The 14,178-nt window shown below is 71.9% G+C and carries 15 protein-coding genes; 5 read left to right on the top strand and 10 right to left on the bottom strand.

What is annotated here, in order from left to right; genetic code table 11:
• The first annotated feature begins 49 nt into the window (after positions 1-49).
• Positions 50-1,633, top strand: coding sequence for a PucR family transcriptional regulator (locus tag AC07EJ_RS22550; RefSeq protein ID WP_478884805.1), 1,584 nt, complete (start codon positions 50-52; stop codon positions 1,631-1,633).
• Here AC07EJ_RS22550 and AC07EJ_RS22545 read toward each other — a convergent pair.
• Complete coding sequence (locus tag AC07EJ_RS22545; protein WP_478884804.1) at positions 1,614-3,098, bottom strand: APC family permease; 1,485 nt, start codon at positions 3,096-3,098, stop codon at positions 1,614-1,616. The two genes, AC07EJ_RS22550 and AC07EJ_RS22545, sit on opposite strands and share 20 nt — an antisense overlap.
• Positions 3,099-3,452: 354 nt before the next feature.
• On the opposite strand from AC07EJ_RS22545, the gene AC07EJ_RS22540 reads away from it, so the two are divergent.
• Positions 3,453-3,743, top strand: a complete 291-nt coding sequence (locus tag AC07EJ_RS22540) for a hypothetical protein (protein WP_389490563.1) — start codon at positions 3,453-3,455, stop codon at positions 3,741-3,743.
• 156 nt (positions 3,744-3,899) lie between these two features.
• Here AC07EJ_RS22540 and AC07EJ_RS22535 read toward each other — a convergent pair whose 3' ends face one another.
• The 3 genes from AC07EJ_RS22535 to AC07EJ_RS22525 form a co-directional block, all read right to left on the bottom strand.
• Entirely contained in the window at positions 3,900-4,055 is a 156-nt protein-coding gene (locus AC07EJ_RS22535) for a hypothetical protein (protein ID WP_478884803.1), read from the bottom strand.
• Between the two features lie 188 nt (positions 4,056-4,243).
• Positions 4,244-4,432: a hypothetical protein gene (locus tag AC07EJ_RS22530; RefSeq protein ID WP_362903085.1), complete on the bottom strand. Its 189-nt coding sequence runs from the start codon at positions 4,430-4,432 to the stop codon at positions 4,244-4,246.
• A 130-nt stretch (positions 4,433-4,562) separates the two neighbouring features.
• Positions 4,563-5,513, bottom strand: a complete 951-nt coding sequence (locus AC07EJ_RS22525) for a class I SAM-dependent methyltransferase (protein WP_478884802.1) — start codon at positions 5,511-5,513, stop codon at positions 4,563-4,565.
• Positions 5,514-5,626: 113 nt separating this feature from the next.
• Here AC07EJ_RS22525 and AC07EJ_RS22520 point away from each other — a divergent pair, with 113 nt between their 5' ends.
• On the top strand, positions 5,627-6,211 hold the full coding sequence (locus AC07EJ_RS22520) for a helix-turn-helix domain-containing protein (RefSeq protein ID WP_478884870.1): 585 nt from the start codon (positions 5,627-5,629) through the stop codon (positions 6,209-6,211).
• A 50-nt stretch (positions 6,212-6,261) separates the two neighbouring features.
• On the top strand, positions 6,262-6,660 hold the full coding sequence (locus AC07EJ_RS22515) for a TOBE domain-containing protein (RefSeq protein WP_389490558.1): 399 nt from the start codon (positions 6,262-6,264) through the stop codon (positions 6,658-6,660).
• Here AC07EJ_RS22515 and AC07EJ_RS22510 read toward each other — a convergent pair.
• Positions 6,614-8,245 (bottom strand): PucR family transcriptional regulator, encoded by a 1,632-nt coding sequence (locus AC07EJ_RS22510; protein ID WP_393581918.1) that lies wholly within the window; start codon positions 8,243-8,245, stop codon positions 6,614-6,616. The genes AC07EJ_RS22515 and AC07EJ_RS22510 overlap by 47 nt on opposite strands.
• 793 nt (positions 8,246-9,038) lie before the next feature.
• Here AC07EJ_RS22510 and AC07EJ_RS22505 point away from each other — a divergent pair.
• Complete coding sequence (locus AC07EJ_RS22505) at positions 9,039-10,238, top strand: acyl-CoA dehydrogenase family protein (RefSeq protein WP_389490554.1); 1,200 nt, start codon at positions 9,039-9,041, stop codon at positions 10,236-10,238.
• Between the two features lie 4 nt (positions 10,239-10,242).
• On the opposite strand, the gene AC07EJ_RS22500 is transcribed toward AC07EJ_RS22505, so the two are convergent.
• Genes AC07EJ_RS22500 through AC07EJ_RS22480 form a run of 5 tightly spaced genes read right to left on the bottom strand, consistent with a single transcriptional unit; the run spans position 10,243 to position 13,977 of the window.
• Positions 10,243-10,818: a GAF domain-containing protein gene (locus tag AC07EJ_RS22500; RefSeq protein ID WP_389490552.1), complete on the bottom strand. Its 576-nt coding sequence runs from the start codon at positions 10,816-10,818 to the stop codon at positions 10,243-10,245.
• On the bottom strand, positions 10,808-11,509 hold the full coding sequence (locus tag AC07EJ_RS22495; RefSeq protein ID WP_389490550.1) for a GTP-binding protein: 702 nt from the start codon (positions 11,507-11,509) through the stop codon (positions 10,808-10,810). The genes AC07EJ_RS22500 and AC07EJ_RS22495 overlap by 11 nt, the downstream gene beginning before the upstream one ends.
• Positions 11,487-11,864, bottom strand: a complete 378-nt coding sequence (locus AC07EJ_RS22490) for a DUF742 domain-containing protein (RefSeq protein WP_383884239.1) — start codon at positions 11,862-11,864, stop codon at positions 11,487-11,489. The genes AC07EJ_RS22495 and AC07EJ_RS22490 overlap by 23 nt, the downstream gene beginning before the upstream one ends.
• Positions 11,865-11,866: 2 nt before the next feature.
• Complete coding sequence (locus AC07EJ_RS22485; RefSeq protein ID WP_389490548.1) at positions 11,867-12,292, bottom strand: roadblock/LC7 domain-containing protein; 426 nt, start codon at positions 12,290-12,292, stop codon at positions 11,867-11,869.
• Complete coding sequence (locus AC07EJ_RS22480; RefSeq protein ID WP_389490546.1) at positions 12,289-13,977, bottom strand: sensor histidine kinase; 1,689 nt, start codon at positions 13,975-13,977, stop codon at positions 12,289-12,291. The genes AC07EJ_RS22485 and AC07EJ_RS22480 overlap by 4 nt, the downstream gene beginning before the upstream one ends.
• Positions 13,978-14,178: the final 201 nt, after the last annotated feature.

Genomic DNA, 14,178 nt, shown 5'->3' with positions numbered 1-14,178 from the left:
TCCCCCCGTCGCCTTCACCGGCGTCCCGCCCCAGGAATCGAGGCCCTCGTTGTCTGATCGGACAATCCCCGACGGCCGCGCCGCGGGCTCCCTGCGCCTGTTGGTCGGCTCCACCGGCCCGCTCCGGGTCCTCGCCGCACCCGGCGGCCTCGACGTCCCCGTGCGCGGCACGGTCATCCACGACCCGGGCGACCCGCTGCCCGCCGCTCCGTCGGCGCTGCTGCTGCTCGTCGGCGCGGACGTGGCCGATCCGCGTACGGTCACGGTGCTGCGGCACGCGGCGGCGGAGGGCTACGCGGGGGTGGTCGTCAAGTCCCGCGGCCAGGAGGCGGATCGGCTGACGGCCGAGGCCGAACGGCGCTCGCTGGCGGTCCTTGCCGCCGACGACGCGATGCCGTGGCGGTACGTGGATGCGGAGATCGGCTGCGCGCTCGCGGCGTACGGAGTCGGCGACCTGTCCCCATCGGCTCCCGCCGGAACCGAGGAGCTGTTCTCGCTGGCCGACGCGGTGGCCGCGGTGGTGGGCGGCTCGGTGGCGGTCGAGGACCTCGACCAGCATGTCGTCGCCTACTCGAACGTCCCGGGCCAGCGCATCGACAGCCTGCGCGAGCGCGGCATTCTGGAGCGGCGGGTCCCTGACGATCCGGGCCAGCGGCAGCAGTACCGCGACGTGCTGGCGGCTCAGGGCGTGGTGCGGTTCCCCCGGGCGCGCGACGAACTGGCGCGGGCGGCGGTCGCGGTGCGGGCGGGGACGCTGCCGCTGGGGACGCTGTGGGCGATCGAGCCGGAGGGCGGCCTGTCGGTACAGGCCGAGTCGGCGCTACGGGATGCGGCGCGGCTGGCGGCCCCGCACCTGCTGCGCGCGCTGAACGCGACCGAGGCCGAGCAGCGCATGCGCCGGGACACCCTGCGCGCGCTGCTCGACGGGTACGGGCCCCCGGCCGACGAGGCCGCCGCGCGGCTCGGCCTCGGCCAGGGGCAGAAGGTGTGTCTGGCCGCGTTCGCCCCGGACGAGGGCAGCGCCCTCATCGCCCACCTGGAGTCGTCGCTGGTCCGGCACTGCGCGGCACACCTGCCCGCGGCGACGGTGACGGCATCGGCACGTGCGGTGTACGTGCTGCTGACCGCGCGCTCGCCCGCTGCCGCGCGGCGGTTCGCGGACGGTGCGCTGGGGACCGTACGGGCTGCTCTCGGTACGCCCGTGCGGGCCGTGGTGACGCGGGAGTACCCGGATCTGCTGCGGGCCGGTGCGCTGCGGCGCGAGGCGGACGACATTCTCCGGGCCACCGGTGGTGGCAGGGCCGACGCCCTCACGGCCACCGCGGAGGACGTACGGCATGTCGTCCTGCTGAACCGGCTCGGCGACGAACTGCGTCGGGAACCGTGGCTGCGGCTGCCCGGGGTCGCCGCGCTGCTGGCGCACGACGCGGAGCAGGGCACCGACTACGCGGCGACGGTCAGGGCCTGGCTGGACGCGACCGGCGACGTCGCGAGCGCCGCCGCCGGTCTGCGAGTGCATCCCAACACCCTGCGCTACCGGCTCCGGCGCGTACGCGAACTCTTCGGCCTCGACCTCGACGACCACGAGGTGCGGCTCGCCGTGTGGCTCGAACTCAGGCTCGCGCAGCGGTAGTTGTCGCACCCGCCTCCGCTGCCTCCTCCGCTGCGGCGGCCCGCTCGCGCAGGGCGGAGTGGCGGCGCCCGAACACCAGGTAGAGCGCCGCCGCGAGCACCAGCCACACGCCGAACAGCACCCACGTGACACCCGGCAGCAGCCACGCGAGGTAGAGGCAGGACGCCGCGGACACGATCGGCACCGCCGGATAGCAGGGCACCTTGTACGGCCGCGGCGCGTCGGGAGCGATGCGGCGCAGGACGATGACGGCCGCCGCCACGGCCACGAACGCGACGAGGGTGCCCATGCTGGTGAGGTCGGCCAGGTACTGCAGCGGCACGAACGCGGCCAGCGCCCCGACGCCGGCGCCCACGATCCACGTGTTGCCCACCGGTGTGTGCCGCTTGCGGTCGACCCGGCGGAAGATCTCGGGGACGAGACCGTCGCGGGCCATGGAGAAGAGGATGCGCGTCTGCCCGTACAGGGTCACCAGCACCACGCTGAAGATGGACACCACGGCACCGGCCGACAGCAGCACGACGGGCCACCCGGCGCCCGTGACATCGCGCAGGATCTCGGCGAGGACCGCCTCGCCCGCGTCGGCCTGCGCACCGAACCGCCCGGTGGGCTGTGCGCCGACCGCCGCGAGCGACACCAGGATGTACAGCACCGTGACCGCGCCGAGCGTCAGGATCAGCGCGAGCGGGATGGTGCGCCGCGGGTTGCGGACCTCCTCGCTCGCCGTGGCGACGGTGTCGAAGCCGACGTAGGAGAAGAAGACGGCGGAGGCGGCAGCCCCGACGCCGGCCGCGCCGTGCGGTGCGAAGTCGGCGAAGTGACCGGCGCTGAACGCGGTGAACGCCACGGCGACGAACAGCACGAGGACACTCAGCTTGATACACACCATGACGGCGTTGAGGCGTGCGGACTCGCGCGTGCCGCGTGCAAGGAGCAGGGAACAGAGCAGCACCACGACGAGCGCCGGGACGTTCACCACTCCCCCGGCGCCGGACGGCCGGCTGATCGCGTCGGGCAGCGTGAACCCGAAGAGCGCGTCGGTGAGTTCATTGAGGTACTGCCCCCAGCTCACCGCCACGGTGGAGACCGCGACGCCGTACTCGAGGATCAGACACCAGGCGACCAGATATGCCGCCCCCTCGCCGAGAGAGGCGTAGGTGTACGAGTACGTGCTGCCCGCCACCGGGATCGCGCCGGCCAGTTCGACGTAACACAGCGCCGCGAGTCCCGCGACGACCGCCGCCACCACGAAGGAGAGCACCACGCCCGGTCCCGCCTTGGGGACTGCGGTGCCGAGTACGAAGAAGATGCCGGTGCCCACGACGGAACTGATCCCCAGCAGGGTCAGCTGCGTCAGCCCCATGCTGCGCCGCAGACCGCCCGCCCCCGAGGCCTCGCCCTCCGCCTCGCCGATCATGCTCTCCAGCGGCTTACGGCGGCACAGTTGACGGACCGTCATGCGCATGCGTCCTCCTGGGTGTCCCACGCCCCGCGGCGGATCGCGAGGGGCTGCGGGGGATGCTGCGGCACCCGGACCACGTACTCAACGTCGGATCCGTACAAGAGCGGCAGGACGCTTTGGCCAATGCGACAGGTGCGCGAACCATGCGTCGTATCGCCGGAGGTGCAGGTGGCAGCGCGGGTGAATACGCAGGTGAAAGCGCCTTCTCCGATAGGCGGTTGATGTCCGCCTTCGTATTGCGATTACGGCGTTCGGGTGCTCTGGGGGACGGGACGCAACCAACCGGTGGCCCGGCAGCCTCCTGACCGACACAGACCGACACAGACCGACACTGTCCGACCGTCGTGAGGAAGTGCCATGAACTCTCCTGCCACCGTCCTGCCGACCCCCGACCTGGACGCGGGCGCCGACTTCCTGCTCCCGCTGCCCGACCCGGGGCAGCGCCTCGACCTGGCTCCGCCGACCCACACGTGCCTGACCTCCCGTGACCGGCACCGCCTCAGCCTGAACGCCACGCTCACCACCGCCGGGATCCCGCCCCACCCCGACGACATGGAAGCCATCGACGCGCTCAGCGCCCTCGACGACACCGTCGCGCTCGCCGTCCAGAGGTGGCTCGCGTCCCGCCCCGCCGCCCTACTCGGGTGACGTGAGGCACCGGCCCTGTCCCCGCCCGCGTCCGCCTTACAGCGGCTGGTCCATCCGCACCCGCATCGGCCGCAGCCCGATGGCCTCGTAGAACGGTCGTGCCGCGGTGTTGAACTCCCATACGGTCGCGACCAGGCGCCGGCATCCGGCTCGGCGTCACACGTCACGGACGGCGTCCACGAGCGCCGCGCGGACCCCGCCCCGAGCGCCGGCGGGGTCCACGGCCAGGTGCTCCATGGAGACCACCGCGGCGGGCAGGGTGACCAGGGATCCCTCTCGTCTCTCGACGCGGCAGAACGTGTAGCCCACCACTTCGCCCTCGTCGGACTCGGCGACCAGGAGGGATGAGGCCTCGTCCCTCAGCGCTCCCGGCCGAAGTCCGCCGCATCCAGGAGAACTTCGTCTGCGCCCTGCTCCGACGCCGAGCGCTCACATGCCTCTGCCCGGCACGCCGCAACGCCCCCGCGCCGACAGAGCGGGGGCGTTGCGACGTCGGCGTGTCACCGCCTCAGGCTCGACTCGGCCACCTTGGCCGCGATGGCGTTCACCTCGTTCTGGGGCAGCCCCGCCTCGCACACGATGGTCACCACGCGACCGTCGTCCAGCGTCGCCCGCCGCACCCCGACACCCAACGGCACGGACGGTTCCCGCCGCTGCTCCACTTCAAGTTCAAGTTCCTGCTCGGGCATGCGCGCTCCAACCCTCGACGAGGGGCCACGGTAAGCACAGCCGGGAACCAGGATCACGCCAGCCACACAGGCGCATCACACAAACGAGCTCTCACGTTCCACGCAGACGGAGCACCCCGTCCGCCGGCCGTCAGGACGCGGGGCGCATGCCTGCGAAGACGGTGGTGGCCGAGAGCACGAACGCGTCGGGGCGTTGCAGGATGCCGTTCGGCGCCGTGTCGTCGAGCAGGACGTCGAGTGTCTTGCGGTCGTCGGCTTCCAGCGTCTCGCTCATCACGTCGCGCAACCGGGCCAGTTGGTCGTGCACAAAGGTGCGGGCCGTCTCGCCCAGGGGCGCCGGCAGGTCGAGCAGGTACGTGAAGCTGCCGACATCCGTGAGTCCTGCCTGGCCGAGCATCGCGGGCCAGTCCTCGACCGTGCTGGTGCTGCCCGGCAGTTCGGAGCGCATCCGCTCGAACCAGAACTCCAGCATCGCGTCGAGCCGTGCCTGGAAGCCCGGCGTGCCGATGCCGATGTCGCGGGGGAGGAAGCGCATCGGCAGTCCGCCCTCGGCGACCGCGAGCATGCCGCCGGGCCGCAGCGCGCCGGCGAGCGCGTCCAGGACTCCCTGCTGATCGCCGACGTGGTGCACGGCCTTGCTGCTCCAGATCAGATCGGCCTCGCCGAGACCGCCGCCCGACTGCCCGTCGCCGCCTTCCAGGTCGCCCGGCAGCTCCGCGTGCCGGATCGCCACCCTGTCGCCGAGTCCGAGGCGCTCGGCGCGGGCCAGAGCACGGTCGAGCAGTGCGGGCGCACCGTCCACCGCGACGACTTCGGCGTCCGGGAACGCCTCGGCGAGCACGCAGGACATCACCCCGGGCCCACTGCCGATGTCGAGGATGCGGCGGACCCGCTTGTCCGGGCCGAGCAGTTCAGCCAGGCGGGTCGCCGTCTGCCGCAGGGCCGGGAGGTGCAGATCGCCGTTGTTCTCCAGGGTGTCGGCCATGGCCTCCCAGTCGATCTCGGTGCTGTCGGAGTCGATGCTGCCGGAAACGTGGTCATGCCCGTGCCGGTGTCCGTGGCTCTGCGTGTGTGCGCTCATGGCGAGGAGCGTGCACCCGTCGGGCGCGAACGGCAATCCGTGTTGCCATTTCCGGGACAGCCGGGTGAAATGCCCGCATGGACGATGTGGATGGCGCTGACGACATGGATGACATGGACAAGCCGGCGACCTATCAAGCGGTTCTCGACGAGGTCGCCCCGCGGCTGCGACGGCTGAGGGCCCGGCGCGGTCTCACCCTGGCGGCGCTCTCGGAAGTCACCGGCATCTCCAAGAGCACGCTCTCCCGCCTCGAGTCCGGGCAGCGCCGCCCGAGTCTCGAACTGCTGCTGCCGCTGGCCGGTGCGTACGGCGTGCCCCTGGACGAGCTGGTCGGGGCTCCCGAGGTGGGGGATCCCCGGGTCCGGCTGACGCCCCGTCCGATGCCGAGCGGCGGCACGTTCGTCCCGCTGACCCGGTCACCCGGCCCTCTTCAGGCGTACAAGATGGTCATCGCCGACCGGGGCTCCGAGCCGGATCTCCGTACGCATGAGGGATACGAGTGGCTGTACGTGCTGGGCGGCCGGATGCGGCTCGTCCTCGCGGAGCACGATCTGGTCCTCGGCCCGGGAGAGGCCGCCGAGTTCGACACCCGGGTCCCTCACTGGTTCAGCAGCGCGGACAGCCGGCCCGTCGAACTCCTCAGCCTCTTCGGGAGGCAGGGGGAACGCATGCACGTCCGCGCCAAGCCTCACGGGTGAGCCGGCCTCCCCCGGAGGAGCCCGGTGCCCGGCACGGCTAAGGTTCCGATGTGTCGTCGTACAGCATTGGCCAGGCCGCGCGCCTGCTCGGGGTGAGTGGGGAGACCGTGCGTCGGTGGGCCGACAGCGGGCGGCTGACGATGGGGCGGGACGGTACGGGCAACCGTGTGATCGACGGTGTCGGTCTCGCGCGGTTCGCCAGGAGCCGGGCCGCCGAGGCCGGTCGGGGCGCGGCCGGAGCTCCGCGCACGTCGGTGCGCAACTCCTTCACGGGGATCGTGACGGCGCTCAAGGCCGACGACGTCGTGGCGCAGGTGGAGATCCAGTCCGGACCGCATCGGATGGTGTCGATGGTGACGCGGGAGGCCGTCGAGGAGTTGGGCCTCGCCGTCGGGGTCACCGTCACCGCGCGCGTGAAGTCGACGAGCGTGCACGTCGACCGTTCGTAGCCGGGCTCTCGCGGCTCAGCAGCGCGGCCCAGAGGTCGGCGCGGTCGTACAGCCGGGAGAGGTCCCGGCCGGTGAAGTGCTCGATGCGCTGGATGCGGTAGTGGACGGTGTTGACGTGCAGGTGCAGTGCCTCCGCGGTGCGCGCCCATGAGCCGTCGCAGGCGAGGAAGGTCTCCAGGGTCTGCAGGAGGGCGGCCGCGGACGCGTTCGTCTCGTCGAGCAAGGGGCCCAGCACGGTGCGGCCGAACGCGGCGCGCACCTCGGCGGGAACGCCCGTGAGCAGCGTTTCGAGGCCGGTGAGCGAGGCAGCGTCGGTCAGGCGTGAGGCCCCGGGCGTGGTCGCGCGGGACGAGGTCAGGGCGTAACGGGCCTCGGACAGCGCCCCGTTGAGGTTCCGGGGGGCGGCAGCCGGGGAGGCGATGCCCGCGTGCAGCGGGTCGGACGGGTCGCCGGCCGCGAGCAACGGCCATACGTCGGCCAGTGTTTCGCCCACGGCCTCCGCCCCGGCGACGACGGCGAACGCGGTGCCGTCGGGCAGCCGTCCCACGGCGGCGCCGGCGTGCCGGACATGGGCGGCCGCCTCGGTCAGCGCGCCCTGCGCCGAGTCCTCACGCCCCGAGCCGACTTCGGCGACGACCACGCGGTACGGGCCCTCGTCGGGGAGCCCGCAGCCTCGGAGTGCGGCTTCGAGGACGGCCTTGTCGGTGTCGGGCGCGGTGAGCAGCGTGCCGAGTTCACGCGCCGCACGGTCCTCGTCGGCCCGGCGGCGGGCCCGGATCTCCTGGCATCGGCCGAGGACCTCCGCGATCTCGTGCAGCATGCGCGGCGGGGCGTCGTCCGGGTCAGGGACATGTAGATGCCAGCGTTCGTAGGGCGAGACCGCGTCGGTGTCGGCCTGGACGGGCAGGGTGACGGGCGCCCGGCCGAGCTCCGGACCGGCACCGGTTCCCGAGGAGTTGTGACTGCTCCTCCGTGTGGCGGCCTTGCCCGTCGCGATCAGGGTGGCGGCGTCCCGCGTCGGGAGGCCTGCCGAGGCGGCGGTGGCGGCCACGGTGCGGCCCGTCGGCGTGAGGACGTACGCGACCGGCCGGTCGAGGTGGGCGAACGCGGCGTCGACGATCGCAGCCGGGTCCGCCTCCTGCGCCAGGAGCCGGCTCAGCGTGGCGCGCACGTTCTCGGGCAGGGCGTGGTGGCGGCTGAGGTCGCCCCACTGCTGGAGGTAGACCGTGTCCGTGATGGCCCGGAACATGATGTGCGCCGGGACCGCCGCGACGGGGAGCCCGTGGCGGCGGCACGCGTCGACGAGGTCGTCGGGGACGGCGCCGTGCGTCTCCTCCCCCGCGAGGAGCACGGCCGCGCCCGCCGTGCGCAGCGCGGAGACGAACCGGTCCGCCTTGGTCCGCCCGCTCCTCGGGGTCCACCACACCAGGCCGGTGAGCACGACCTCGGCCGTCCGCACGAAGCGGGCCGGGTCCTCGAGGTCGGTGACGGTCACGCCGCTGATCTCCTGCCGCAGGTGCGGTTCGTCACCCCAGAGCAGGCGCAGGCCGAGTGACTCGTCCCTCAGGAGATGTTCGATGTGCATGTGCGCTGACTCCCTGTGTACCCGGGGGCGCAGAAAGCGGCGCCCCCTTTCTCACATTCGCCAGGCGAGTGCGAGTCATTGCATCGTAAATGCAAGAGCGCACGAGCGATATGCGTCTTGGTTGATCATCCAAGGGCCGGGCCTGCGGAGATGGAGATTCCGTGCTGCGAACCAGCTGTCCGGACCGCCGCACCTCATGCCTGTGCGCTCCCCGTCAGCGCGACGCGGAAACGGGGCGCCCGCCTCCGCTCGTAAAGAAACGACCCTCAAACGACCCCGGGCATGTAGTGAAAACCGGCCGCTAGATCGTCACCGTAGAGACAGGTCCTCCCCTGAGGTGCAACGACGCACTCAGGAGCGGGACCGTCCGACTGTTCCGGCAGCGGTCACATCCCGTGGCCGTCGAACGTGCCGGCCCGACCACGGGAGCAAAGTGAGGCGATACGTGATCCAGGTGCGCGCCGTCGACGCGAGAGTCCGCGCCGAGCGCACAGGCACGCCCCCGCCCGCTCCCACCCGGTCCCTCCTGTCATGGAGGCTGTCCGGATGAGGCGTCGGCGGCGGCCGTCCGCGATCCGCCACACATCAGCGAACGCACGATTCACCTCCTGACCGGAGGGTCCCCGACATGCCTTGCCGCCTCGCACGGCGGGCCGGACCACGATCGACCGTGCGCGAACACCACGTCTTCCTGTTCCTCGTTTTCGTATGTCCACCAGATGGCCGGCCCGGCCACGTGCCCGTCGGGGCGGGACCGGGTTCCAAGCGGCCTGCGTGTAAGGAAGGGTTACAGATGGACGGCTACTTCATGACGGAGCGTCACGACATACTGCGGGCCGAGGTCCGCGCCTTCGCCGAGGCGAAGGTTGCTCCCCGAATAGCGGACATGGAGGAATCACGGGCCGTCGAGCACGAACTGTCCCGGCTCATCGCCAAGGAGGGCTGGCTCGGTGTCACCATCGACCAGGGCTACGGCGGCATGGGCATGGGCCATCTGGCGAAGACGATCATCATCGAGGAACTCTCGCGCGTCAGCGGCGCCATGGGCGCCATGGTGCAGGCCTCACAGCTGGGCGTCGCCAAGATCATCCACTTCGGCGACGAACGGCAGAAGCTCAAATGGCTGCCCGCGGTGGCGTCCGGCGACTGCCTTCCGACGATCGCGGTGACCGAGCCCCAGTCCGGCGGACATGTACTCGGCATGGAGTCGACGGCGCGGCGCGAAGGCGATGAGTACGTCCTCAACGGGCGCAAGGTGTTCGTCGGCAACAGCCATGTCGGCGACCTGCACGGTGTGGTGGTGCGCACCGGCGAGGGATCCACCGGACTGTCCGCGTTCCTCGTGGAGTCCGACCGCCCCGGATTCTCACTGGCCCCGCACCGGCCGGCGATGGGCCTGCACGGCTTCAGCTTCGGCGAGATCCGTTACGACGAGTGCCGCGTCCCCGCCGAGAACCTCCTGGGACACGAGGGCCAGGGCCTCGACGTGGCGTACTCCTCCAGCGTGCTCTACGGCCGGCCGAACCTGACGGCCGTGTCGCTCGGCATCCATCAGGCGCTCCTGGAGGAGACGACCCGCTACACGTCCGAGCAGCTGCGCTACGGCAAGCCGCTCAGCGCGCTGCCCACGATCCGTCAGAAGCTGGGCGAGATGCAATCACGTCTGATGACGGCCCGTCTGGCCGCCTATCACGCGGTCCATCTGCTGGACTCCGGGATCGCCTGCGACGCGGAGCTGATGAACGCCAAGTACCTGAACGTGGAGTCCGCCATCGACTCGGCGCGGGCGGCCATGGAGATCCACGCCGCGTGCGGCCTGTTCCCCGACCGGCCCGTCGAGCGGTTCTCCCGGGACGCCTCGCACATCTACGCCCCGGCCGGCACGTCCGACATCCAGCTGTACCGGCTGGCCGAGGTCGCACTCGGCTCGTCGCTGAGCGACTGGTCGAGCCGGCTCGCCGCTCCGCGCGTTCCCGAAGCGGCGGCCGTGTAGGACGTCAGGGGCGGCGCTGCCCGGCACGCTCGTAGATGCGCTCCATGGCCTGGTCGCGGAACCTCTTGATCAGGTCGAGGGAGCCGCGCGCCGTCGCCAGGCCACGGGGCTCGGTGCCCACCGCGCAGACGGTGCCGAGCGCGATGCCGGTCTCCTCGTCGATGAGCGGCGCCCCGATGTACACGCGGATGCCCAGTTCGTCGACCACCGGGTTGCCGGCGAACCGGGGCGCCGCGTACACGTCGGGAAGGACGAGGGGGATGCGGCGGCTGATGACCTCGGGGCAGTAGCCGTGGTCGCGGGCCATCACGCGGCCGACCTCGGGCCCGCTCATCGGGTCGTGCGGGCCGAGGGTGTTGGGCAGTCCCTGCGGCGTGTGCAGTCCGGCGAAGAACTGCTGGTCGGTGATGAGGTTGACCATCGCGTACGGCGTGCCCGCCGCCTCGGCGAGTTCCGAGGCGAGAGCGTCGAGGCCGGCGTCCGCCTCGCCCAGGCCGAGCTGGGCGAGGCGTCCGACGCGCGCGTCGAGTTCGGTGTCGGGGGCTGCGATGTGCAGCCCCGTCTCTGCGTCAAAGGGCACGGTGAGGGTTCCCGTCGAAAGAGGAGGCGGAGGCAGAAGATGCGGCGGTGGAGGGGGGCGAGAGCGAAGGAGTGGGGGCGGGGGGCTCGGGTGCGGCCTCGGACGCCGGCGCGGAGCGCAGCGACAGCGTGAGCGCGTATTCGACGAGCCTGATCAGGACCTGCTGGGTGGAGAACGGGGCGCGCGCGTCGAACATGATGACGGGGACGTCGGGGTTCAGCTCGATCGCGGACTGCACCTCCTCCGCCGTGTAGCGGTGGGCCGTGTCGAACTCGTTGACGGCCACGACGAAGGGCACGCCGCGGTCCTCGAAGAACTCGACGGCGCTGAAGCAGTCGTCGAGGCGGCGGGTGTCGGCGAGGACGACCGCGCCGATGGAACCGAGGGCGAGGTCGTCCCACATGAACCAGAAGCGGTCCTGGCCGGGGGTACCGAACAGCAGGAGCTGCAACTGCTGGCGCCACAGGGTGATGCGGCCGAAGTCCATGCTCACGGTCGTGGTGGTCTTGTTCTCCACGCCGACCAGGCTGTCGGTGGCCGCGCTGGCGGTGGTGAGGATCTCCTCCGTGGTCAACGGTTCGATCTCGCTGACCGTGGCGACCATGGTCGTCTTGCCCACGCCGAACCCGCCGGCGATGAGTATCTTCAGCGCGGTCAGTGGGATGTCGTCAGAGGCTTCGAAGGCCTTCAAGTGCCGCCTCCAGGAGGAGTGGGTCGCTTCCGTCCGCCTCTCGCGGGGGAAGCGCGGGAACGAGTACATGGGAGTCGAGCAGATCGGACAGAAGGATCTTGGTGACCTGTACGGGGATCCCCAGCCGGCCGGCGATCTCGGCGACCGACGTCGGTTCCCTGCCGCACAGTTCGAGCACCTGGGCGCTCTCGGGTCCGAGCCGGTCCACGGTCGAGGGGGCGAGGCCGGGGGCGGCCCGCACCCGGGACACGAGTCCCAGGGCGCGGGCCGGGCGGGTCCGGCCGCCGGTCAGTGCGTAGAGCCGCAGCTGAGCGGTGTCCTCGGCCAGCCAGGGCTCGTCGGTGAAGTCCGGCACCGTTAGTCGACCAGCGCGCCGGTGGGCCCCGGTGCGGTGCGCGCGGGCGTGCCGAGGTGGCCCCTGACGCTCTTCACGAGCATCGCGATCTCGTAGCCGACCACCCCGACGTCGGCGCTCTTGTCGGTGAGCACACCGAGTACGCCGTTGACGCCGGCGCGGGAGACGAACAGATAGCCGCCCTCGCCCTGGACGATGACCTGCTCGACCCCGCCGAAAGCGCGCTGGATGGTGCCGAGTCCGCCGCCGAGCGAGCACATGCCGGTGGTGATGGCGCTCAGCCGGTCCGCGTCGTCGTAGCCGAGACCGTGGCTGTGGCGCATCACGCCGTCGCTGGAGGCCAGCACCGCGCCCGTCACGGCGGGCAACCTGGCGGCGAGATCGGCGAGCAGCCAGTCCAGGTCCTGGTCGAATGATGGCTGGGTCATCGGTACTCCTGGGAGTCATAGCGCTGAGTGGGTGCCACCGGAGATCCGGGGGTGGCCCCGTCGTCCTGCTCGGCCCGCTCCAGCCCCGCGGTGAAGCGGGCGAGCAGGCCTGCGTCGATCGACTCGCCGTCGCCGTGGTCGGCGGCCGGCCCCTGCTCGCGCAGTTGGGGGGAGAGGTGTGAGCGGCGTTCCTTGTTCCGCTGCGCCAGAACCGGGCGCCCTGTGGGGTCCTCGGCCGGCGTGGCGGCGGCCGGTGCGGCGGGCACCTGCCGCTGGGGAAGGGGCGGCTGCGTGGTCACGGCCGTGGCCTCCCGGGGTGCGTGGGGCCGTGCGGGGTCCACGGCTGCGGGCAACGGCTGCGCCCGGCGGCTCGCGACCGGGGCGGGCGCGCGGGACGGCTCGGGCTCGGCGGGGGCCTTCGGCGTCGCTGCCTGCTGCGCGGCCGGCTTCTGCCCGGCCGCCTTCTGTCCCGGCTGAGCGACGCGGGACTCGCTGAGCACCGAGTGCGACAGGACCAGGACCGCCTGGACGCCTCCGTAGAGGTTCTCCTGGAGCTGTACGGCGAGCCCTCGCCGCCTGGCTATCTTCGCGACGACGAACAGGCCGGTGCGGCCGTCCTGCAACTGCTGGTCGACGTCGAAGAGTTCGGGCTGGGCGAGGAGGCGGTTCATCTCGTCCCGCACCTCGGCGGGCATGCCGAGGCCGCGGTCCTCGATCTCCACGACCATGCCGGACGCGGCCATCTGGGCGCGGATCATCACCTGCGTGTGGGGCGGCGAGAACTTGGTGGCGTTCTCGGCGAGTTCGGCGATGAGGTGGATGATCTCGACGGCGGAGTGGCCGAGGACCTCGTAGCCGGACGGCGGCGGCAGCACGCGAACGCGGGGATAGTGCTCGATCTCCGCGACGGCCTGGCGCAGCACGGTGGCGAGCGGGACCGGGGAGCTGAAGTGGCGGGGTACGGCGCCGCCGAGGACCGCGAGGCTCTCCACCGCGCGGTGCACGCGGGTGACGAGGTGGTCGATCGTGTAGAGCCGGTCGAGGTGCTCGGGGTCCTCGACGACCCGCTCGGCGTCGTCGAGTTGCTTCAGCGCGCGCGTCACCAGGAGCTGCAGCCGCCGGGCGATGTTGACGAAGGCATCCACCTGCTGGCGCGTGCCCGCGTGGATCACGGCGGCCTGCGCCGTGTGCTGGAAGTGCCGCAGGTGCTGTTCCAGCGCGCCGAACGCGTGCGTCGCGGCCGTCTCGGGGACGGGTGCGGGGGCGTCGGGGCGGTCGCCGGTGCGCAGTTGCTCCGCGGTCCGCGCGACGCTCTGGTGCCCTTCGGCGGCGAGCGACGTCAGATGCTTGATCCACTCGCCGACCGCCGCGTCGTTCTCGGCGCGCTGCCGGGTGAGCGCGTCGGCGGTGCTGTGCGCGGCTCGCCGTGCGACGGCCAGGACCGCCGCGCAGCACACTCCGGCCGAGACCCCCGCGCCCCACACCAGCGGTCCGGAGGCCCCCGCCGCGGAGACGGCGAACGCTCCGCCCGCGAGGACGGCCACCGTCCCGGCGGGGGCCATCCCGAGCATCGTGGTGCGTTGCCGCAGGCCACGCTCGGTCCTCAGGTCGGCCGGAGCAGCCTTGCCGGCTCTCCGGCCGCGGTGGGCGCCGGATGCGGTGGCGTCCGACGAGTAGTGAGACATAGGCGTCCTCAAGACGAGCGGGGGGCAGCGCCGGCGCGCCGACGTCCTTGTACGTGTCGGCCGCGCCCACGGTCGTGCGAACCTCCTTGCGACGGAGGCTCGTTGTGACTCGCGTGCATCTTGTCCAGGGTGGCTGTCGCGTGGCAAAACGGCCTCGGCGACGAACATCAACTCTGTCGGTCCGGGCCGGGCGGAGCTATG

The sequence above is a fragment of the Streptomyces sp. NPDC045026 genome (assembly GCF_056432625.1).
This window is presented reverse-complemented; position numbering and strand designations above follow the sequence as displayed.